This window comes from Luteimicrobium sp. DT211 (assembly GCF_049844995.1).
Taxonomy (GTDB): Bacteria; Actinomycetota; Actinomycetes; order Actinomycetales; family Cellulomonadaceae; genus Luteimicrobium.
This window is the reverse complement of sequence record NZ_JBNCMC010000001.1, coordinates 168,414-189,678: the sequence shown is the minus strand read 5'-3', so window position 1 is coordinate 189,678 and position 21,265 is coordinate 168,414. Positions and strand designations below refer to the sequence as shown.

Sequence of the window (21,265 nt, the reverse complement as noted above, 5' to 3'; positions counted from 1 at the left end):
CCTACGCGGCGTCCCGCGCGGCGACACCCGCCCTCAGCCTCCCGCCCGCTCTCCCCGCCCGACGGCGCAGCCAGCCATGTACGTCTCCCACCTCTCCCTGACCGACTTCCGGTCGTACCCGTCCGTCGACCTCGAGCTCGAGCCCGGCGTCAACGCGTTCGTCGGGCCGAACGGCCAGGGCAAGACGAACCTCGTCGAGGCGGTCGGCTACCTGGCGACGCTGCGCAGCCACCGCTCGCCCACCGATGCCGCACTGATCCGCGCCGGCGCAAGCCGCGCCGTGGTGCGGGCTCGCGTGGTGCGGGGCGACCGGGCGAGCACGATCGACCTGGAGCTCGTCCCGGGCAAGGCGAACCGCGCCCGGGTCAACCGAGCACCCGTGCCGCGGCCGCGCGACGTGCTGGGGCTGGTGAGGACGGTGGTCTTCGCCCCCGAGGACCTCGCGCTCGTCAAGGGCGACCCCGACGGCCGGCGTAGGTTCCTCGACGACCTCACGGTCCTCCTGGTCCCCCGGATGGCGGGCGTGCTCCAGGACTACGAGCGGACCGTGCGGCAACGGTCGGCGCTGCTGAAGTCCGCCGGCGCGGCGCGGTTCGGACGCGGCCGCCCGCGCGGGCGGGCCGCTCCCCCGCCGCCGGCGGACGAGGACTCACGCCCCTCGTCGGAGCTCTCCACGCTCGACGTCTGGGACGCCAAGCTCGCGTCGCTGGGCGGTCAGATCGTCGCCCTGCGGGCCCGCCTGGTCGCGGCCCTCGCGCCGTACGTGCACGACGCCTACGAGACGGTGAGCGCCGGCCAGGGCGCCGCCACGACGACGTACCGCCCGTCGGTCGAGCTGGCGGGACCGGGTGCGATCCCGAGCCCGGCGGACGCCGAGTCGGCGCTGCTCGCGGCGATGGTCGAGCTCCGGCCCAAGGAGCTCGAGCGGGGCGTGTGCCTCGCGGGTCCGCACCGGGACGACGTCGAGCTGCGGCTCGGCGAGCTGCCCGCGAAGGGCTATGCGAGCCACGGCGAGTCGTGGTCGTTCGCGCTGGCGCTGCGGCTCGCGTCGTACCGGTTGCTCACCGCCGGCCCCTCGACGCTGCCGAGCGGGCCCGGCGACGGCGACGACGCCCCGTGGGCGGACCCGCTCGGCGCAGGCTGGGCGGAGGACAGCGAGCCGGTCCTGGTGCTCGACGACGTGTTCGCTGAGCTCGACGCCCGCCGCCGCGACCGCCTCGCCGAGCTCGTCGCGGACGCGCGCCAGGTGCTCGTCACGGCGGCCGTGGCGGGCGACGTGCCGGAGGCGCTCGCCGGCGTCCGGTTCGACGTGGGCGGCGGCGAGGTGACCCGTGTCGCGTGACGGGTCGGGTGACGAGCTCCCGGAGGACGACGAGGCCCCGCGGGACCCGTCGCTGCCCGTCCACGCGGTGGCGGACGACCTCACTCCCCCGCACGAGGTGGCGCGCGAGGCCCTGGCCCGTGCCAAGCAGGCGGCGCGGGCCAAGGGGCTCCGGCCGGGCGTCGTGCGTCGGCCGCTGACCGACGGGCCGCAGCGGGTCCACAACCCGGGCGGTCGGGACCCTCAGCTCGTGGCCGACGTCCTCGCGAACCTGCTGAAGGCGCGGGGGTGGGTCGAGGGCGTCTCGGTGGGCGGCGTCGTCGGGCGCTGGCCGGAGGTGGTGGGCGAGTCGGTCGCGGCACACTGCGCCCCCGAGTCGTTCGACGACAAGATCCTCGTGGTTCGCGCGGACTCCACGGCCTGGGCGACCCAGGTCGAGCTCTTGGCACCGAGGCTGCTCGAGGCCCTCGCCCGGGAGGTCGGCGAGGGCGTGGTCGAGGAGGTTCGGGTGCTCGGTCCGGGGGGCCCCAGCTTCCGCCGAGGACGACGCACGGTCCAGGGCCGGGGTGCGCGCGACACCTGGGGCTGAGGGGCGCGTGGAGGTTGTGGAGAGCGCTGTGGATAAGCCCCCGGTTCCCGGCATTTCCAGGGATTCCCAGGTAGACTGTGGGGTGAATCGACGCGCGTGGCCCACCGGTGGTGAGGGCACGCGCGAGCCATGACGGGAGAGTTGTCGCAACGTGACGGAAACGACCGGTAACCCAGGTTCCGAGACCACAGGTGGTGAGCCGGGCGGCACGTACGACGCCAGCGCCATCACCGTGCTGGAGGGCCTCGAGGCCGTCCGCAAGCGGCCGGGCATGTACATCGGCTCGACGGGCGAGCGAGGGCTTCACCACCTGGTGACGGAGATCGTCGACAACTCGGTCGACGAGGCGCTGGCCGGCTATGCGGACCACGTGGACGTGACGATCCTGCCGGACGGCGGCGTCCGGGTGATCGACAACGGCCGTGGCATCCCCGTCGCCATGCACCCCACGCAGGGCAAGCCCACGGTCGAGGTCGTCATGACCATCCTCCACGCGGGCGGCAAGTTCGGTGGCGGCGGCTACACGGTGTCGGGCGGCCTGCACGGCGTCGGCGTGTCCGTGGTGAACGCGCTGTCGACGCGGATGCTCACCGAGGTGCGGCGCGAGGGCTACGTCTGGCGGCAGGAGTTCGGCAACGGCGGCACGCCGATGACGGGGCTGGTCCGCGGCGAGGAGTCGACGGAGACAGGGACGACGCAGACGTTCTGGGCGGACCCGGCGATCTTCGAGACGACGGAGTACGACTTCGAGACGCTGCGCGCCCGGTTCCAGCAGTACGCGTTCCTCAACAAGGGCCTGCGCATCACGCTCACGGACGAGCGCACGCAGCACCAGGACCTGCTGACGGACGAGGTCGTGGGAACGGCCGGGACCATGGAGGACGGCGCCGAGGTCGTCCACGAGCCCGGCGAGACGCCCACCGCCAACGCGAGCGGCGCGCTCACCGTGAGCTACCGGTACGACGACGGACTGATCGACTACGTGCGGCACCTCAACGCAGCGAAGCGCGTGGAGATCGTCAACCCGGAGATCATCGACTTCGAGTCCGAGGACACGGACAAGCGCATCTCGGTCGAGATCGCGATGCAGTGGACGACGGCGTACTCCGAGTCGGTCTTCACCTACGCGAACACCATCGCGACCACGGAGGGCGGCACCCACGAGGAGGGGTTCCGCGCCGCGCTGACCTCGCTGATCAACCGGTACGCGAAGGACAAGGGCATCCTCAAGGAGAAGGACGACAACCTCACGGGCGACGACATCCGCGAGGGCCTGACGGCCGTCCTGTCGATCAAGCTGGGCGAGCCTCAGTTCGAGGGCCAGACCAAGACCAAGCTCGGGAACACCGAGGCGAAGACCTTCGTGCAGCGCGTCGTGAACGAGCAGCTCGGCGACTGGCTCGACTCGCACCCGAACGAGGCGCGCGACATCATCCGCAAGGCGATCCAGGCCTCCGCCGCGCGCATGGCCGCGCGCAAGGCGCGCGAGGCCACCCGCCGCAAGGGGCTGCTCGAGTCGGGCGGGATGCCGGGAAAGCTCAAGGACTGCCAGTCGAACCGTCCGGAGGACTGCGAGGTCTTCATCGTCGAGGGCGACTCTGCAGGTGGCTCGGCCGTGCGCGGGCGCAACCCCCAGAACCAGGCGATCCTGCCGATCCGCGGAAAGATCCTCAACGTGGAGCGGGCGCGCCTCGACAAGGCTCTCTCGAACCAGGAGGTACAGGCGCTCATCACGGCGTTCGGCACGGGGATCGGCGAAGACTTCGACCTCGCCAAGCTGCGGTACCACAAGATCGTGCTGATGGCCGACGCGGACGTCGACGGCAAGCACATCTGCACCCTCCTCCTCACGCTGCTGTTCCGCTACATGCGCCCCCTCATCGAGAACGGGCACGTCTTCCTCGCGCAGCCGCCGCTGTACCGGATCAAGTGGTCGAACGCCGAGCACGACTACGTGTACAGCGACCGGGAGCGGGACGCGGTCGTCGCCGACGGTCAGGCCCACAACAAGCGACTCCCCAAGGACAACGGGATCCAGCGCTACAAGGGTCTGGGCGAGATGGACTACACGGAGCTGTGGACCACGACGATGGACCCCGAGCACCGGACGCTGCTCCAGGTCACGCTCGACGACGCGGCTGCGGCGGACGAGGTCTTCTCGGTGCTCATGGGCGAGGACGTGGAGTCGCGGCGCAGCTTCATCCAGCGCAACGCGAAGGACGTGAGGTTCCTGGACATCTGACCTCTGTGGTCCTGTACATGAGGTCGTCTGGATGACGGCGCGATGTACAGGGCACGGAAGGCGCCAGGAACCCACGAGGAGAACAGAGGAATTTCGTGACCGACACCCCCGAGAACGACCAGCCGAGGCTCCACTCCGACGGCACCGCCGTCCTGCACGGACGCATCGAGGCCGTCGACCTCAACGTCGAGATGCAGCGGTCCTACCTCGACTACGCGATGAGCGTCATCGTGACGCGCGCGCTGCCGGACGTCCGGGACGGGCTCAAGCCCGTCCACCGCCGCGTGCTCTACGCGATGTACGACGGCGGCTACCGCCCCGACCGCGGGTTCAACAAGTGCTCGCGCGTCGTCGGCGACGTCATGGGCAAGTACCACCCGCACGGCGACACCGCGATCTACGACGCGCTCGTCCGCCTCGTGCAGGACTGGTCGCTGCGCTACCCGCTCGTCGCAGGCCAGGGCAACTTCGGCTCGCCGGGCAACGATCCGGCGGCGGCCCCGCGGTATACCGAGTGCCGCATGGCGCCGATCGCCATGGAGATGGTCCGGGACATCGACAAGGACACGGTCGACTTCCAGGACAACTACGACGGCAAGACCCAGGAGCCGTCGGTCCTCCCCTCGCGCTTCCCGAACCTGCTGGTCAACGGGTCGGCGGGAATCGCGGTCGGCATGGCGACCAACATCCCGCCGCACAACCTGCGGGAGGTGGCCGAGGGCGTGCGCTGGTGCCTCGCCCACCCGGACGCCACCAAGGAGGAGCTGCTCGAGGCGCTCATGGAGCGCATCAAGGGCCCGGACTTCCCCACCCACGCGACGATCCTCGGGCGGCAGGGCATCGAGGACGCGTACCGCACCGGCCGCGGCTCGATCACCATGCGTGCGGTGGTCGAGGTCGAGGAGATCCAGGGCCGCACGTGCCTCGTCGTGAGCGAGCTGCCCTACCAGGTCAACCCGGACAACCTGGCGGAGAAGATCGCCCAGCTCGTCCGCGAGAACCGCATCCAGGGCATCGCCGACATCAAGGACGAGACGTCCGGCCGCACGGGCCAGCGTCTGGTGATCGTGCTCAAGCGCGACGCCGTCGCGAAGGTCGTGCTCAACAACCTGTACAAGCACACCCAGCTCCAGGACACGTTCGGCGCGAACATGCTGGCGCTCGTCGACGGCGTCCCGCGCACGCTCTCGCTCGACGCGTTCGTCCGGCACTGGGTCGCGCACCAGATCGAGGTCGTGGTCCGGCGCACGCAGTTCGAGCTGCGTGAGGCCGAGAAGCAGATCCACATCTACCGCGGCTACCTCAAGGCGCTGGACCAGCTCGACGCCGTCATCGCGCTCATCCGCCGCTCCCCCGACGCGGACGTCGCACGCGACGGTCTCATGGAGCTGCTGGACGTCGACGAGATCCAGGCGCGCGCGATCCTCGACATGCAGCTGCGCCGACTCGCCGCGCTGCAGCGTCAGCAGATCATCGACCAGCACGACGAGCTCGAGCGCAAGATCGTGGGCTACGAGGCGATCCTCGCGTCCGAGCCCCGCCAGCGCGAGATCGTGCAGGAGGAGCTCGACGAGATCGTCGCAAAGTACGGCGACGACCGCCGGACGACGATCCTGCCGTACGGCGGCGACGTCTCGATCGAGGACCTCATCGCCGAGGAGGAGGTCGTCGTCACGATCACGCGCGGCGGCTACGCCAAGCGGACGCGGAGCGACAACTACCGCCAGCAGCGGCGGGGCGGCAAGGGTATCCGTGGCGCCCAGCTGCGCGAGGACGACATCGTCGACCACTTCTTCGTGACGACGACGCACCACTGGCTCCTGTTCTTCACCAACCTGGGCCGCGTGTACCGGGCCAAGGCGTACGAGCTGCCCGAGGGTGGCCGCGACGCGAAGGGTCAGCACGTCGCGAACCTGCTGGCGTTCCAGCCGGACGAGCGGATCGCGCAGGTGCTCGCGCTGCCCGACTACGACGCGGCCGAGTACCTCGTGCTCGCCACGCGTCGCGGGCTGGTCAAGAAGACACGCCTGCTGGAGTACAACTCCCCCCGCTCGGCCGGTCTCATCGCGATCAACCTGCGGGAGGACGACGACGGCCGCTCGGACGAGCTCGTCTCCGCCCTCCTGGTGGACGCCGGCAACGACCTGATCCTGGTCTCCCGCAAGGGACAGTCGGTCCGGTTCGCCGCGACGGACGAGGCGCTGCGGCCCATGGGACGCGCGACGTCCGGCGTGACGGGCATGAAGTTCCGCGACGACGACGAGCTCCTCGCCGCGGACGTCGTCCGCGAGGAGGCCTACCTGTTCACCGTCACGGAGGGCGGGCTCGCCAAGCGGACCGCCCTGACGACGGAGAACTACCGGGTGCAGGGCCGTGGCGGTCTCGGCATCAAGGTGGCGAACCTGCCCGCGTCGCGTGGAGACCTTGTGGGGGCTCTCGTGGTCGACGGCGACGACGAGGTACTCGTGATCATGGAGCGTGGCAAGATCGTGCGCTCCGCCGTCGACGAGGTGAACCCGACCGGGCGTTCCACCCAGGGCGTCAACTTCGCCAGGCCCGACAAGGGCGACCGCATCATCGGGGTCGCCCGGAACGTCGAGCGCAACCTCGGAGACGATCGGGATACCGTGGAAGCGAACGACCAGGCCGTTCCCGACGACGGTGCGGACGCCCCCACGGGCGATGCCGGCGACGCAGGGTCGGCCGGCGGCGACACGACGATGCGAGGATGAGGCGGATGACCGACGAGAAGCGCAGCGCTCCCCCGGCGATCACACCGCAGTCGCCCGCGCCCCGGCCCGACCTGCCGACGTTGCAGGGCCACGTCGCGGTGCCGCCTCCCCCGCCGTCGTCGGTGGCGACGGACGACCGTACGCACCAGCGCTACGAGCGAGCCGCGGCCGAGTCACCGAGCGGGCCGGGTGAGAGCTCCGAGGGCGGTTCGGGCAGCGTGACCGCGACGCTCGCGGCCATGCGGAAGGCGGCCAAGAAGGTCACGTCGGTGGTCACCGGTGAGGGCGGCCTGGAGACGGGTGCCACGCCCGTGGTGGCGACGCCGTCGGCCGCCGCCCAGCAGGAGCCGGCCGCCGCTCAGCCCGTCCGTCAGACTTCGCAGCCGGCGGCCCAGCCCGCCGGGCAGCAGCAGTACGCCTACGCGGGCGCGGCCGGCTACGCCGCCGCGCAGCAGCCGCCTGCCCAGCCGCAGGCGCAGGCGCAGCCGCAGCCCGCGCTGCAGACGACGACGGCGCACGCCGGCTCGGCCCGCCGGGTCCGGCTCGTGGTCTCACGCGTCAACCCGTGGTCCGTCATGAAGATGGCGTTCCTGCTGTCCATCGCGGTCGGCATCATCACGGTCGTGGCGGCTGCGGTCGTCTGGACGATCCTCAACGGGATGCACCTGTTCGCGAACGTCAACGACCTCGTCGCGTCGGTCGTGGGCGACGAGACGAAGGTGAACGTGCTCCAGTACGTGGCGTTCTCGCGCACCATGTCGCTGGCCACGCTGATCGCGGTCGCGAACATCGTCCTGATCACCGCGCTGTCGACGCTCGGCGCGTTCCTCTACAACATCGCCGCGGCCCTCGTGGGTGGGGTGCACGTCACCCTCACGGACGACTGATCGGTTTGGGGGACGTGGCGCGCGTGGGGTAGTCTCAGTGCGCCGCACCCCCGCCGAACGGCTGTTTTGCGCGTGGGAGCGGTCGCGTCGCACCCCGGGTGCGACTTCGGGCCTATAGCTCAGACGGTTAGAGCGCTTCGCTGATAACGAAGAGGTCAGAGGTTCAAGTCCTCTTAGGCCCACCACCGAACCCATCGAAGGGGGACGTATGAAGAAGCTCTTGCTGCTCGCGATCGCCGCGGGCGTCGGGATCCTCGTCTGGCGGAGACTGTCGGGCGACGACGGCGCACGCGATCTCTGGGCCGAGGTCACCGACACCTTCGAATGACATCGGCTCCGCGTCCGGGGCCATGGCGCAATTGGTAGCGCACCTGCTTTGCAAGCAGGGGGTTAGGGGTTCGAGTCCCCTTGGCTCCACCCACAGCGAACGACCCGGGACATCACTGGATGTCCCGGGTCGTTCTGCGTTTGCTTCTGCGCCGGACCGTGCCGGCGTCGGTCAGGAGGGCTTGTCCTCCGAGTCCACGCCGGTGATGGTCTCCGCGGCCTTGTCGGCGGCCGACTCCACGGCGTCCGAGGGCTTCGGGTCCGTGGTCTCACGCGGCTTGCGCGCCCGCGGCGTGGCCTTCGAGGCCGCCTTCCTGGTGGCGCTGACCGCCTGGTCGACGGCCTCGGAGACCTTGTCCGTGAGGTCCTCGGTCGCCTCGCTCACCTTGTCGCCCAGGTCGCCGGCGGCGTCCGTGACCTTCTCTCGCGCGTCCCGCCCGCGAGCGACCGTCGCCCCGGCGGCCTCGCCCACGGCCTCCGCGGCGTCGCCCGCGGCCTGCTTGGTGTTGTCGACGAGCGCGCCGAAGCTGTGGGACGGCGTCGGGCCGGGCTCAGCCCACGGGTCCACCTGCGGACGGGACCGGCGCCACGCGCCGTACGCCGCGAGGCCAGCCGCGAGGAGGCCGAAGAGCCACCACTTCTTGTGGGACTTGCCGCCGCCGTCGGTGGAATCGGCGAGCTTGGCGGCCTTCGTGGTCGCGGCGTCGACGGCGCCGCGGACGGCCTCGGCACCGCCGACGGTCTCGGCTCCGACCGACTCGGCGGCGGCCTTGGCGACCTCGGCCACCTTCTCGGGGGCCTTGTTGAGCGCGTCCGCGCCGGCCGTCAGGCCGACCTCCGTCGCACGTCCGGCGCCCTCGCCGGCCTGCGTGGCGAGCGTGTTGATCCGCGCCACGATGCGGGGGAGGAACTCGTCGATCAGCCTGTCGTGCGCCGTGTCGATAACCGGGCCGGCCTTGACGGCCGCCTTCTCCACCTGGGGCGCGGCCGCCTGCAGGCTCTGGCGGTAGGCGTCCTCGACGCGAGGCTTGAGCCACTCGAGGAAGGCCTCGACCCGTGGCGCCGTCCAGTCCTTGGCGGCGATCGCGGCGTCCTTCGCGGCGGAGGCCGCGTCCTGCGCCTGCCCGGCGAGCTGTGCCGCCTGGTCCTTGAGGTGCTCGGTGTCCACCGCGGTGCGCTTGGCCATGGTGCTCCTACTCCTGAGGCTGTCGGGTAACGGTCCCTGACCTCCCACTCTGCCACCGAGTCCGACACGCTCGCATGCGAGAATGGCCGCATGTTCGCAACCCTCCACACCAATGCAGGCGACATCCGGCTCGAGCTCCTCGAGAACCACGCGCCGAAGACCGTCGCGAACTTCACGGGGCTCGCCACCGGCACCAAGACCTGGACCGACCCCCGCACGGGCGCCGAGCGCAATGACCCGCTGTACCAGGGCGTGGTCTTCCACCGCGTGATCGACGACTTCATGATCCAGGGCGGCGACCCGCTCGGCACGGGCACCGGCGGCCCGGGCTACACGTTCAACGACGAGATCCACCCCGAGCTCCAGTTCGACCAGCCCTACCTCCTGGCCATGGCGAACGCCGGCAAGCGCCGCAACCCGGTGACCGGCGAGACCGAGGGCACGAACGGCTCGCAGTTCTTCATCACGACCGTCGCGACCCCGTGGCTCACGGGCAAGCACACCATCTTCGGCCGGGTCGCGGACGACGAGAGCCGTGCGGTCGTCGACGCGATCGGGAAGACGCCGGTGCGCCCCGGCGACCGTCCCGTCGACGACATCGTGCTCGAGTCGGTCACGATCGAGGACTGAGACTGTCCGCCCCGACGCCGCCCGGCCCCTACGGGTCGGGCGGTCCCGTACCGACCGACGTCCCGGTCTGCCCTCGGCACCCGGACCGGGTGTCGTACGTGCGCTGCCAGCGGTGCGGGCGTCCGGCGTGCCCGGAGTGCCAGCGCCCGGCGGCCGTCGGGATCCAGTGCGTCGACTGCGTGCGTGAGGGGCAGAAGAACGCGCCCACGCCCCGGACGGCCTACGGCGCGCCCTTGCGCTCCGGACGCCCCGTCGTCACCCTGACGCTCATCGGGATCTGTGCTGTGAGCTGGATCCTGCAGCTCGTGACGAACGGGTCGTGGACGGACCGGTGGGCGTTCGCCCCGTTCATCGCCCAGCACGAGCAGTGGCGCTTCCTCACGACGGCGTTCCTGCACAGCACGAACCCGCTCCACATCCTGTTCAACATGTACGCCCTCTGGATCATGGGCCAGTTCCTCGAGCCGCTGCTCGGCCGGGCGCGCTTCCTCGCGCTGTTCTTGGTGACCGCGGTGGCCGGATCGGTCGGCGTGCTGCTGCTCGCGGGCGGGCCCCACGATCGGGCGTGGTACACGGCGGCCATCGGCGCGTCGGGGGCGGTCTTCGGCCTGTTCGGCGCCGCTATCCCCGTGCTGCGCCAGCGCGGACTGCAGGCGACGCAGATGGTCGGGCTGATCGTCGTGAACTTCGCGCTCGGGTTCTTCATCGCCAACGTCGCGTGGCAGGCGCACCTCGGCGGGATGATCGCCGGGCTCGCGCTCGGCGCCGCCTTCGCCTACGCGCCGCGGGAGCGGCGGGCTCTGGTGAGCTGGGGCGCGGTGGCGCTGATGCTCGTGCTGCTCGTGGTGCTGGCGGCGCTCAAGTACGCCTCCGTCTGACCCTGTTATCCACAGGCGGGGCGACTCTCCCCAGGGTTACTCACAGGTGTGGAGTTACATCCGTGTAGTTATCCACACCGTCGTCCACCGCTGGGGACATCCGCCGTGATCACTTCCAGCGCGTGAGCATCCCGAAGCCGGTGATCATGAGCCCGAAGCCGACCGCGAGGTTCCAGCGGCCGATGGCGGGGATGGGCAGGTCGGACTTGCCGCTCGTGAGGTAGAAGACCACGACCCAGGCGAGGCCGACGACCATCAGCCCCAGCACGACGGGGACGAACCAGGACGGGTTGCCCGTCTGGTGGTGGGCCGACGGCACGGACACGGCTGCGGCCGAGCCGGTGCTGCTGGCGGACTTCTTCTTGCGGCGCTTGGACTCGGGCACGGGAGAGTTCCTTGCTCTGGCGGCCGGGGCCGGCATTCATCTCGGACGGTTCGCCTGAGGGGGTCGTCATCGACCCGCCAGGCAGGACCCCAGCGTAGCGGTCCGTGCAGGGAGCACCGTGCCGGCCCTGCGACAATGGGCGCCATGACCTCCGGAGCGGGCGAGCAGGCGCCGCGCGACGGCCGCCCCGAGCCCCGTCGTCTCTGGGCCGCGCTGCGCGCCCGCCTCGCGCCGCGGCGGGTTCGTGCCGCGCTCTCGGTCGCTCTCGTCCTCGCGCTCGCGGGCGTCCTCTTCACGGCGTCGGCCCAGCTCGCCCGCGGCACCGAGCGCCGCCACCCGCAGGACCTGCCGCAGCTCGTCGAGTCCGAGGAGAACCGCGCGGACGCGCTGTCGGGTCACGTGGACGGTCTGCGTTCGGAGGTCGACCAGCTCACCGACGCGGAGCCCGGCGCGGTTCCCACGGGCGACGCCACCACCATGCGCAACGGCAGCGTCGAGGCGGGCCTCACCGCGGTGACCGGGCCCGGCGTCGTCGTCTCCCTCACGGACGCACCCAGCACCGGCAACTATCCCGCCGAGATCACGCCCGACGACCTCGTCGTGCACCAGCAGGACGTGCAGGCCGTGATCAACGCGCTGTGGGCCGGGGGAGCGGAGGCCATGATGCTGCAGGACCAGCGCGTCACCGCGACCACCGCGTTCCGGTGCGTCGGCAACGTGCTCTCGCTGGGCGGGCGGCTCTACTCGCCACCCTTCAAGGTCTCCGCCATCGGGGACCCTGACTCGCTGCGCGCCGCGCTCGACCGGTCGCCCGAGATCGCCGTCTACCAGCAGTACGTGCAGGCCGTCGACCTGGGCTGGAAGGTCAAGGACGACGACTCGTTGTCCCTGCCGGCCGCTCCGCCGCCGAGCCTGCAGTACGCGACCGTGCCCGCGGGTACCGACCCCTTCTCCGACGCCTCGAAGTAGACGGGCGGCCGGTACATCTCGCGGAGCTCGGGGCGCTCCCGTGGGGCGCAAGGGGTAGGGGATACTGAAGGACGACCTTTTCCGACGAACCGAGGACGAGCATGTACGGAGCGCTGTGGCGGCTCCTTCCGGGGCCCGCGTGGCTGCGCGTCGTCCTGCTCGCCGTCCTCGCCGCGCTCGCGGTCGTCGCCCTGTTCCGCTGGGTCTTCCCGGCGATCGAGCCCTACATGCCGTTCGACGAGCAGACCGTCGTGGACACCAACACCGGAGCCACCCCATGACCAGCCCCCGCATCCTCGTCGTGGACAACTACGACTCGTTCGTCTACACGATCGTCGGGTACCTCGACCAGCTCGGGGCCGAGACGGTCGTGGTGCGCAACGACGCCGTGCCGCCCCGGGCCGAGCGCGGGGGGTTCGACGGCGTGCTGATCTCGCCCGGGCCCGGCGACCCCAAGGGCGCCGGCGCCTCGCTCGAGGTCATCCGCGACTGCGCGGCGTCGCGCACACCGCTGCTCGGCGTGTGCCTCGGCCACCAGGCGCTGGGGGAGGCTTTCGGCGCGACCGTCACGCACGCGCCCGAGCTCATGCACGGCAAGACGAGCCTCGTGGAGCACCAGGGCCAGGGCGTCCTCGCCGGGCTCCCCGACCCGTTCACCGCGACGCGGTACCACTCGCTCGCCGTCGTCCGGGACACGGTGCCCGACGAGCTCGAGATCACCGCGCAGACCGCGAGCGGCGTCGTCATGGGGCTCCAGCACCGCACGCTCCCGCTGCACGGCGTCCAGTTCCACCCCGAGTCCGTGCTCACCGAGGGCGGGCACCGGCTGCTCGCCAACTGGCTCGAGGCCTGCGGGTCCGACGACGCCGTGGCCCGGTCCGAGGGCCTCGCGCCGCTCGTGCGCCGCTGAGCACTCTTCCGCGCCGACGACGACGGCCCGGCACCCCCGCGAGGAGGTGCCGGGCCGTCGTGGTTCCGGCGGACGGGCGGCCTGTCAGAGGCCCAGGAAGTCCCGGATCTCGTCGGAGTAGTCGTCGCCGTTGCCGAGGCCCTGGGTCGAGCCGTCACCCGAGCCGTCGCCACCGCCGTTCCCGTTGCCGTTCCCAGCGCCCGGTCCCGTCGTCTGCCCGTCGCCCGGCGTGGTCGTGGCGGGTCCGGACGAGACGGTGAGGACGACCTTGTCGCCGACCTTGACCTTGGTACCCGGGGTCGGGTTCGAGTTGAGCACCGTACCGGCCGGCGAGGCGTCCGGCTGGAGGGTCGGCCCATCGGGGTCCACGTCGAGGCTCAGCGTGCCGAGTGCGTTCTCGGCGTCCTCCTGGGTCTTCCCGATGATGTCGCCCGGGATCTCGACGGTGTTGTCCTCTTCCTTGCCGATCGTGAGCTGGATCCGGGTGCCCTGCTTCACGGAACCCGCGGCCGGCGCCTGCTCCAGGACGGTACCGACCTTGCTCGCGTCCGGCGTCTCCTGCTCCGTCGTGTCGGAGTCGAGACCGGCCTTGTCGAGCGCGGCAATTGCCTCGTCCTTCGTCTTCCCGACGAGGTCGGGCAGGGTCACGAGCCCGTTCGAGACGTAGAGCGTGATCTCGGTGCCCTTGTCGCGGACCGAGCCGGCCTTCGGGTCGGTGCGCGTGACCTCGTCGACCGGCACGTCCTTGCTGTTCTCGGTCCGGACGTCGTCCGACACCGTGAAGCCCGCATCCGTGAGCTTCTGCTTGGCATCGCCCTGGGACAGACCCTTGACGTTCGGCACGGACCCGGTCTTCGGGCCGGCGGAGAACCACACCTTGACGGTGCTGTTCTCGGCGACGGAGGCATTCTTGTCGGGGTCCTGCTTGGTCGCCTCACCCGCGGGTGCATCCGAGTTGTCGTCGACCACCTTGTCCATCTTCAGGTGAACACCCTGGAGCGCGTCCTGCGCCTTGGTCTCCGTCAGGCCGACCACGTTCGGCACGGTGACCTTGGTGACCGGCGGCGTCTTGTTCGAGTTGACGATGATCATCGTGATGATCGCGGCGAGCGCGAGCACACCGACGGTCACGAGCGTCCAGATGAGGCCCTTGTTGGACTTCTTCTTCGGCTCCTCGTCGTCGGGCCCGGCCTCGTCGGGGAACACCGACGTCTGCGTGGGCGGCGGCACCGCGGCGGGCGTCGTGGCGCCCCAGCCGGCGGCCGTGGGCGCGAGGACCTGCGTGGCGCCGTCGAACGCGACGGTCGGGTTGGGGTCGGCGAACGCCGCGCCCGCGGCCGCACCGGCGACGGCACCCGCTCCCAGCGCCCCGAGACCGGGTGCCGAGACGGCACCCCCGCGCATGGCGGCGTCGAGGTCGCTGCGGAACTCCGCGGCGGAGCCGTAGCGCTGGTTGCGGTCCTTGACGAGGGCCTTGAGCGTGATGCGGTCGAGGACCTCGGGAACGTCCGGCGCGATGTCCGACGGCTTGGGCGGCACCTCGCCGACGTGCTGGTACGCGACGGCGACGGGGGAGTCGCCCTGGAAGGGCGGGCGCCCGGTGAGGAGCTCGAACAGCAGGCAGCCGGTCGAGTAGAGGTCGCTGCGCGCGTCGACGGTCTGGCCGAGCGCCTGCTCGGGCGACAGGTACTGCGCCGTCCCGACGACGGCCTGCGTCTGCGTCATGGTGGCGGCCGAGTCGGCCATCGCGCGCGCGATGCCGAAGTCCATCACCTTGACCGCGCCGGTCGGCGTGATCATGACGTTGGCGGGCTTGATGTCGCGGTGGACGATGCCGGCGTGGTGCGAGTACTCGAGCGCCGACAGCACGCCCGACGTGATCTCGATGGCCTCGTCGATGGGCACGGCGTGGCCGTCGCGGAGGATGTCGCGGACCGTGTGGCCCTCGACGTACTCCATGACGATGAACGGCGTGTGCGCCGTCTGGCCGGATGCGGCGTCGGTCTGCACGTCCTCGCCCGTGTCGTACACGGCGACGACGGCCGGGTGGTTGAGCGAGGCCGCGGCCTGCGCCTCCCGGCGGAACCGGGCCAGGAACGACGGATCGCGTGCGAGGTCGGCACGGAGGATCTTGATCGCGACCGTACGGCCGAGCCGAGCATCGTGCCCGATGTGCACCTCGGCCATGCCGCCACGCCCGATCAGCTCGCCGACCTGGTAACGGCCGGCGAGGATCCGTTGCGGGTTCTCCACCACCTACGTGTCCTTCTCGTTCGACGGGTCGCCCGAGGCGTGCGAGGACGCCACGGACAGGAAGATCATCCCATCCCCGTGGGGATGCAGGTTCGAGCCCTCGGAGCGGTCGTGCCCCCCGGCCCGCCCGAGGATCGCCGCGACCAGCACGACCAGCACGAGCACGACGAGCGCCACGGCGGGCCAGGGGAAGCCCCCGAGCCGCATGCCGAAGATGCTCTGCAGGGTGCGGGAGCCCTCGCTGGTGCGGCTGGTTGACGGCGCCGTCTGGGACGCCGCGCGGGTCGCGGCCCGGGTCGCCGGGACCTCTACGGGGGGCGCTGCCTTCGCTGCTGCGCCGTCGGCGTCGGGCACGGTCGGCCGCGCGGGCCGCGCGGCGGGTGCGCTCGCGTGCGGGGTCGGGCGGCGCGACGACGGCCGCTCGGCCACGTGCTCGCGGTGCCGGCCGGCGGGCCGGGCCGCCGACCGCTCGGCGGCGCGCGACTGCACGACGCGGCGTGACGGGTAGGCGCGGGGGGCGTCGTCGTCCGCGGCCGGGGTCCGCGACGCGGCCCTCGGGGCGGCGGAGCGCGGCGGCCAGGCGCGCAGCTCCGACGGCGGCGCGACGGTCTCCGTGGCGCGCGGGCCCGCGCTGCGGCGCGACCGGGCGACGCGGAGACCGATCTCCTCGAGCGTGTCGGCGAGCCCGGCGGCGCCGGCGGGCCGGCGCATCGGGTCCTTGGCCAGCATGGACAGGACGAGCGCGCCCAGCTCTTTGTCGACGCTGGCCGGCAGCGCGGGCACCGGCTGGTTGACGTGGGCCACCGCGATATCGACGGGCGTGGGGCCGGTGAAGGGCCGTCGGCCGACGAGCGACTCGTACGCCACGATGCCGAGCGCGTAGACGTCCGACGCCGGGGTCGCCGGCTTGCCGATCGCCTGCTCGGGGGACAGGTACTGGGCGGTGCCCATGACCATGCCGGTCGCCGTCATCGGCACCTGGTTCGACGCGAGCGAGACGCCGAAGTCGGTGAGCTTCACCCCGCCCGTGCGCGACAGGAGGATGTTGCCGGGCTTCACGTCGCGGTGCACGACGCCGGCCTCGTGGGCGGCAGCGAGGCCGCGCGCGGCCTTGGTGAGGATCGGGACGAGGCGGTGGGCCGGCAGCACGGGCTCGCGCTCGAGCAGGTCCGACATCGGCTCGCCGATGACGAGCTCCATGACCAGGTAGCCCGAGCCCTCCTGCTCGCCGTAGTCGTACATCTGGGCGATGCCGGGGTGCGACAGACGCGCGTTGTTCCGCGCCTCGGTGCGCAGGCGCTGGAGGAAGTCGACGTTGCCGGCGAACTCCTCGCGGAGCACCTTGACCGCGACCTCGCGGCCGAGCGCCGTGTCCGTCGCGACCCACACCTCGCCCATGCCGCCGACGGCGATGCGCCGCACCAGGCGGTACCGGTTGCCCATCGAGAGGCCCTGGGTCGGCTTCATCCGTTCAGCACCGCTTCCATGACGGCCTTCGCGATCGGGGCGGCGGTCGCGCCGCCCGTGCCCTCGGCGCCCTGCTGCCCGCCGTGCTCGACGATCACCGCGACGGCGACCTTCGGGTCGTCCGCGGGGGCGAATCCGGTGAACCACGCGTGCGGGGGGTCGCCCGGCGTGTTCTCGGCGGTCCCGGTCTTGCCGGCCACGGTCACGCCGGGGATCTGGGCGGCGGTGCCGGTGCCGGACCGCACGACGTTCTCCATCATGCTCTTGAGCTCGTCAGCGGTGTGCGACGACACCGACGTGCGCAGCGTCGACGGGGAGGTCTGGGACACGACCCGCAACGAGGCGTCCCGGACGGTGTCCACCAGGTACGGCGTCATCTGCTTGCCGCCGTTGGCGATGGCTGCGGACACCATGGCGATCTGGAGCGGGGTGACCCGGTCGTCGCCCTGCCCGATCGACTGACGCATGAGCTCGGCGTCGTCGGTCGTGGAAGGGAAGTGGCTCTCGGTGACCGTCATGGGGATCGACAGCGGGGTGTCGAAGCCGAACTTCTTCGCCTGCTCGACCATCGCGTCGTTCCCGACCTTGACGCCCAGCCCGGCAAACGCCGTGTTGCAGGACATCTCGAGCGCCGCGTCGAGCGTCATCTTGCCGGACGGGGAGCAGACCTCGTTGGCGAAGTTGGTGAGCACCTTGCTCGAGCCCGGGTACTTGAGCGTGTGCGGCGCGGGGATCACCGTGTCGGGCGTGTAGTCGCCGGACTCCAGCGCGGCCGCCGACGTCACCAGCTTGAACGTCGAGCCCGGGGGATAGGTGTCGCCCGCGATCGCCCGGTTGGTGAGGGGCGAGTCGTCGTCGTTCAGCAGCTTCTGCCAGTTCTTGTTGGCCTGCGCCGTGTCGTGACCCGCGAGCTTGTTCGGGTCGTACGAGGGCGACGAGTACAGCGCGAGGATCTTGCCGGTCTTCGGCTCGATCGCGACGACGGCGCCCTTCTGGTCCCCGAGCGCCTGCTCCGCGGCCTTCTGCGCCTTGGCGTCGAGCGTCAGCTCCACGGACGCGCCCTGCTGCTGCTCCCCGGTGAAGAGCTGGCGTAGCCGCTGCATCCACAGCTCGTCGGCGGTGCCGTTGAGCACCGAGTTCTCCGAGGCCTCGATCATGGTGGGCGCGAAGACCAGCGAGTAGTAGCCCGTGACGGCCGCGTAGAGCGAGCCGTCGGTGTACTCGCGCTGGAACTTGAACGGGTCGTCGACGGGCTCGGAGAGCGCGACGGACTTGCCGCCCACGACGATCGGTCCCCGGAAGACGCCGTACTGGCGGTACAGGGTGCGCGTGTTGCGGGGGTCGTTGTTGAGCTTGTCGGCCTGGAAGTACTGGTAGTACGTCGTCGCCGCCATGAGGGCGACCATCATGACGAGGACGACGGTCGCGAGGCGCCGGATCGGGACGTTCATCCGCGGCCCACCTCCCCGGAGGCGGTGTCCCCGGGCGGGGGCGGCGGGGGAGGAGGCGTCACGGTCGTGGCCTCCCACGACGGCGCGTCCTCGCGTCCCGGCCGGACGATCTCGGTGACTGCGGTGCCGAGGCCCGGGGTGGGCGCAGGGGCGGGCGCGGCGGTCGCCGGACCGGTGAGGTCGTCGTCGGGCAGGATGCCGCCGGGCGCGACCTGGCCGCGCTCGGGTGCGGTCGAGGGACGGCGCGCGCTGTCGGAGATGCGCAGCAGCAGGCCGATGACCAGCCAGTTCGCCAGCAGCGACGAGCCTCCCTGGGCGACGAACGGGAGGGTCAGGCCGGTCAGCGGGATGATCCGTGTGATGCCGCCGACGACGACGAACAGCTGCCACGCCATCGTGAACGCGAGGCCCGCGGCGAGGAGCTTGCCGAAGCCGTCGCGCACGCCGAGGGCGGTCCGCAGGCCCCGCTGCACGATGATCAGGTAGACCATGAGGATCGCGAGCAGGCCCGTGAGCCCGAGCTCCTCACCGAGCGACGTGTAGATGAAGTCGGAGAACGCGTACGGCACGAGCGAGGGGTAGCCGGCGCCCCACCCGGTGCCGAACAGGCCACCGTTCGCGAGCCCGAACAGGCCGCGGACGAGCTGGCCCGACCCGGGCAGGCCGTTGTAGACGTCCGAGTCGAACGCGTGCAGCCAGATGTCGAAGCGGACCTGGACGTGCGCGAACGCGCTGGCAGCGAACAGGGCACCCGCGCCCATGAGGACCAGGCCGATGAGCACCCAGGAGAACCGCTGCGTCGCGATGTAGAGCATCGCGACGAACAGCCCGAAGAAGAGCAGCGACGTACCGAGGTCGGTCTCGGCGACCAGCACGACGATCGAGGCGGCCCAGACGACGAGGATGGGGCCGAGGTCCTGGAGGCGCGGCAGCTGCAGACCCAGGACCTTGGGACCCGCCAGCGCCAGGGTGTCGCGGTGGGTCACGAGGTACCCGGCGAAGAAGATCGCGAACGCGATCTTCGCGAGCTCCGCGGGCTGGAGCGACAGCGGGCCGATCGCGACCCAGATGTGCGCGCCGTTGATCGTCCGGCCGACGTGGGGGACCAGCGGGAGGACGACGAGCCCCAGGCCCACGAGCATCGCGATGTAGGTGAACCGGCGCAGCACGCGGTGGTCGCGCAGGAACCACACGACGGCCAGCGCCGCGATCACGGCGATCGCGGTCCACTCGAGCTGGCGCCCCGCGAGGTCGTGCGGCTTCGCGGTCTGCTGGGACGCCAGGTCCAGGCGGTAGATCATCGCCAGGCCCACGCCGTTGAGGGCGATGGTCGCCGGGAGGATGACCTGGTCGGCGTACGGGGCCTTCCAGCGCAGGATCAGGTGGGCCAGCAGCCCGACCGCGACGAACCCGAGGGACTGCGCGTAGAAGTCGCCCGGCAGCCGGTCCACGACCTTGACGCTGACCAGGGCGTACGCGCTGATCCCGATGGCGAGCGCGACCACCAGCAGGCCCAGCTCGGCACGGCGGCCCGGGCGGGGGAGCGGGTGCTCGTCCACGGCGTCCGGGAAGTCGGCGTCCCGGACGGGCGCGTGCGCGACGGCGGCCATCAGTCGCCCTTGCCCTGGGTCGCCGGCCCGTGCGTCGTCTTGGCCGTCGGCTTGGTGAGGGCCGTCGTCGTGGTCGGGATGGCGGCCGGGGCCGTGGTCGCGGGCGTCGCCGGCGTGAGGGTCGGGGTGGGCGTCGTCGTCGGTGCGGGAGTGGCCCCGTCGGTCGCGACCTGCGCCGCGCGCGTCTGAGCGTCCGCCAGCGACGACGCCGGGATCGTGGCGGTCAGGCGGTCCTGGACGTACGACGGCAGCGAGTCGACCGAGGTCCCCGTCAGCTCGACCGGCGACGACAGGTGCAGCGGCCCGACGTTCTGCGGGACGCCCCGGAACACGGCGACCTGGCCGTCTGACTCGCCGACGAAGTACTGGTCCTGCGTCCACCCGTACGCCGCGTACCCGCCGCCGAGCAGCGCCAGGACGAGGACGAGCGTGATCGTGGCCCCGAGGGCGCGGCGTCGGCCGCGGCCCTTCTGTCCCGCGCGGGCAGCCGCGGCGGCCTCCTCGGCCTCCGGGTCGTCGTTCACGCCGGGGGCGCCGTCGGTCTCGGGCGTGGCGTCGTCCGTAGCGAGCGGCTCGGTGCCGGGGAGGTCGTCGCGCACCGCGCTGCCCACGACCTCGGGGCTGGTCGGGAGGGGCTCGTCGGCGAGCGCGTCCGCGGGGTGCGGGACAGCGCCCTCCGCCGGGTGCTCGGGGTCCGCGTCGAGGTCCACGACGTCCGCGACGACGGCCGTCACGTTGTCCGTGGAGCCCGCGCGCAGCGCGAGCTGGATCAGGGTCTCGGCGCACTCGCCCGGGTCGACGACCGAGATCAGGATCTGCGCGATCATGTCCGGCGTCACGAACCCGGAGAGGCCGTCCGAACACAGGAGCCACCGGTCGCCCGGGCGCGCCTCGCGGACCGAGAGGTCGGGCGTGAGGTCCACCTCGAAGTCGCCCAGGACCCGCATGACGACGTTGCGCTGCGGGTGGTGCTCGGCGTCCTCGGGGGCGATGCGGCCCGTGTCGACGAGGTGCTGGACGAACGTGTGGTCCGTCGTCACCTGCGTCAGCTCGTCGTCGCGCAGCAGGTAGGCGCGCGAGTCGCCCAGGTGCGCCATGACGAGCTGGTTGCCGGCCCGCAGGATCGCGGTGACCGTCGTGCCCATCCCGGCGAGCTGCGGCTCGGCCTCGGACCGGTCGACGATCGCCTGCTTGGCGGACTCGATGGCGTGCTCGAGCTCCTCCAGCGCGCCGTCGGGCACGTGCGTGTGCCCGTCGAGCGGGACGAGGGAGCGGATCGCGAGGGTCGAGGCGATGTCGCCGCCCGCGTGCCCGCCCATGCCGTCGGCGACGGCGAGGAGGTCGGGACCCGCGTAGCCGGAGTCCTGGTTGTCGGCGCGCACGAGCCCGACGTCGGACCGTGCCGCGTAGCGCAGCGCGAGGTTCATC

General features: G+C 71.7%; 18 protein-coding genes and 2 tRNA genes. 13 read left to right on the top strand and 7 right to left on the bottom strand.

Going from position 1 to position 21,265, the window contains the following annotated elements:
• The first annotated feature begins 76 nt into the window (after positions 1-76).
• From recF to ACLQ14_RS00845, 8 genes are all read left to right on the top strand, one after another.
• The gene (recF, locus tag ACLQ14_RS00880; protein WP_425808900.1) at positions 77-1,342 is read left to right on the top strand and encodes a DNA replication/repair protein RecF; all 1,266 of its coding nucleotides are present in this window, start codon (positions 77-79) and stop codon (positions 1,340-1,342) included.
• Positions 1,332-1,910: a DUF721 domain-containing protein gene (locus tag ACLQ14_RS00875; RefSeq protein WP_425808898.1), complete on the top strand. Its 579-nt coding sequence runs from the start codon at positions 1,332-1,334 to the stop codon at positions 1,908-1,910. Before recF ends, ACLQ14_RS00875 begins: the two co-directional genes overlap by 11 nt.
• A gap of 151 nt (positions 1,911-2,061) precedes the next feature.
• Positions 2,062-4,152 carry a DNA topoisomerase (ATP-hydrolyzing) subunit B gene (gene gyrB / locus ACLQ14_RS00870; RefSeq protein ID WP_425808896.1) on the top strand — a complete coding sequence of 697 codons (2,091 nt, stop codon included), beginning with the start codon at positions 2,062-2,064 and terminating at the stop codon, positions 4,150-4,152.
• Between the two features lie 95 nt (positions 4,153-4,247).
• On the top strand, positions 4,248-6,884 hold the full coding sequence (gene gyrA, locus ACLQ14_RS00865) for a DNA gyrase subunit A (protein ID WP_425808894.1): 2,637 nt from the start codon (positions 4,248-4,250) through the stop codon (positions 6,882-6,884).
• Positions 6,885-6,889: 5 nt separating this feature from the next.
• Positions 6,890-7,771: a DUF3566 domain-containing protein gene (locus tag ACLQ14_RS00860; protein WP_425808892.1), complete on the top strand. Its 882-nt coding sequence runs from the start codon at positions 6,890-6,892 to the stop codon at positions 7,769-7,771.
• A 108-nt stretch (positions 7,772-7,879) separates the two neighbouring features.
• A tRNA-Ile gene (locus ACLQ14_RS00855) sits at positions 7,880-7,956 on the top strand.
• A gap of 23 nt (positions 7,957-7,979) precedes the next feature.
• The gene (locus tag ACLQ14_RS00850; protein ID WP_425808890.1) at positions 7,980-8,099 is read left to right on the top strand and encodes a DLW-39 family protein; all 120 of its coding nucleotides are present in this window, start codon (positions 7,980-7,982) and stop codon (positions 8,097-8,099) included.
• A 16-nt stretch (positions 8,100-8,115) separates the two neighbouring features.
• Positions 8,116-8,188 (top strand) — tRNA-Ala (locus ACLQ14_RS00845).
• A gap of 82 nt (positions 8,189-8,270) precedes the next feature.
• On the opposite strand, the gene ACLQ14_RS00840 is transcribed toward ACLQ14_RS00845, so the two are convergent.
• Complete coding sequence (locus ACLQ14_RS00840; protein WP_425808888.1) at positions 8,271-9,284, bottom strand: hypothetical protein; 1,014 nt, start codon at positions 9,282-9,284, stop codon at positions 8,271-8,273.
• Positions 9,285-9,374: 90 nt separating this feature from the next.
• Here ACLQ14_RS00840 and ACLQ14_RS00835 point away from each other — a divergent pair, with 90 nt between their 5' ends.
• Both ACLQ14_RS00835 and ACLQ14_RS00830 read left to right on the top strand, forming a co-directional pair.
• Entirely contained in the window at positions 9,375-9,914 is a 540-nt protein-coding gene (locus ACLQ14_RS00835; RefSeq protein WP_425808886.1) for a peptidylprolyl isomerase, read from the top strand.
• A 179-nt stretch (positions 9,915-10,093) separates the two neighbouring features.
• On the top strand, positions 10,094-10,792 hold the full coding sequence (locus tag ACLQ14_RS00830; RefSeq protein ID WP_425808884.1) for a rhomboid family intramembrane serine protease: 699 nt from the start codon (positions 10,094-10,096) through the stop codon (positions 10,790-10,792).
• Between the two features lie 109 nt (positions 10,793-10,901).
• On the opposite strand, the gene ACLQ14_RS00825 is transcribed toward ACLQ14_RS00830, so the two are convergent.
• A complete protein-coding gene (locus ACLQ14_RS00825; protein ID WP_425808883.1) occupies positions 10,902-11,177 on the bottom strand; it encodes a cell division protein CrgA in 276 nt (91 codons plus the stop codon).
• A 144-nt stretch (positions 11,178-11,321) separates the two neighbouring features.
• Between ACLQ14_RS00825 and ACLQ14_RS00820 the strand changes: the two genes are divergently transcribed.
• The 3 genes from ACLQ14_RS00820 to ACLQ14_RS00810 all read left to right on the top strand — a co-directional run bounded on the left by ACLQ14_RS00820 (position 11,322) and on the right by ACLQ14_RS00810 (position 13,056).
• The gene (locus ACLQ14_RS00820) at positions 11,322-12,146 is read left to right on the top strand and encodes a DUF881 domain-containing protein (protein WP_425808881.1); all 825 of its coding nucleotides are present in this window, start codon (positions 11,322-11,324) and stop codon (positions 12,144-12,146) included.
• 101 nt (positions 12,147-12,247) lie between these two features.
• Entirely contained in the window at positions 12,248-12,427 is a 180-nt protein-coding gene (locus ACLQ14_RS00815) for a hypothetical protein (RefSeq protein ID WP_425808880.1), read from the top strand.
• A complete protein-coding gene (locus ACLQ14_RS00810; RefSeq protein ID WP_425808878.1) occupies positions 12,424-13,056 on the top strand; it encodes an aminodeoxychorismate/anthranilate synthase component II in 633 nt (210 codons plus the stop codon). The genes ACLQ14_RS00815 and ACLQ14_RS00810 overlap by 4 nt, the downstream gene beginning before the upstream one ends.
• A gap of 84 nt (positions 13,057-13,140) precedes the next feature.
• Here ACLQ14_RS00810 and pknB read toward each other — a convergent pair whose 3' ends face one another.
• The 5 genes from pknB to ACLQ14_RS00785 are packed head-to-tail and all read right to left on the bottom strand — an operon-like array spanning position 13,141 to position 21,264.
• The gene (gene pknB, locus ACLQ14_RS00805; RefSeq protein WP_425808876.1) at positions 13,141-15,312 is read right to left on the bottom strand and encodes a Stk1 family PASTA domain-containing Ser/Thr kinase; all 2,172 of its coding nucleotides are present in this window, start codon (positions 15,310-15,312) and stop codon (positions 13,141-13,143) included.
• Positions 15,313-16,776: a protein kinase domain-containing protein gene (locus ACLQ14_RS00800; RefSeq protein WP_425808874.1), complete on the bottom strand. Its 1,464-nt coding sequence runs from the start codon at positions 16,774-16,776 to the stop codon at positions 15,313-15,315.
• Positions 16,773-18,227 carry a peptidoglycan D,D-transpeptidase FtsI family protein gene (locus ACLQ14_RS00795; protein ID WP_425808872.1) on the bottom strand — a complete coding sequence of 485 codons (1,455 nt, stop codon included), beginning with the start codon at positions 18,225-18,227 and terminating at the stop codon, positions 16,773-16,775. The genes ACLQ14_RS00800 and ACLQ14_RS00795 overlap by 4 nt, the downstream gene beginning before the upstream one ends.
• The gene (locus ACLQ14_RS00790) at positions 18,224-19,837 is read right to left on the bottom strand and encodes an FtsW/RodA/SpoVE family cell cycle protein (protein ID WP_425808870.1); all 1,614 of its coding nucleotides are present in this window, start codon (positions 19,835-19,837) and stop codon (positions 18,224-18,226) included. Before ACLQ14_RS00790 ends, ACLQ14_RS00795 begins: the two co-directional genes overlap by 4 nt.
• A complete protein-coding gene (locus ACLQ14_RS00785) occupies positions 19,837-21,264 on the bottom strand; it encodes a PP2C family protein-serine/threonine phosphatase (RefSeq protein WP_425808868.1) in 1,428 nt (475 codons plus the stop codon). The genes ACLQ14_RS00790 and ACLQ14_RS00785 overlap by 1 nt, the downstream gene beginning before the upstream one ends.
• Position 21,265 lies beyond the last annotated feature (1 nt).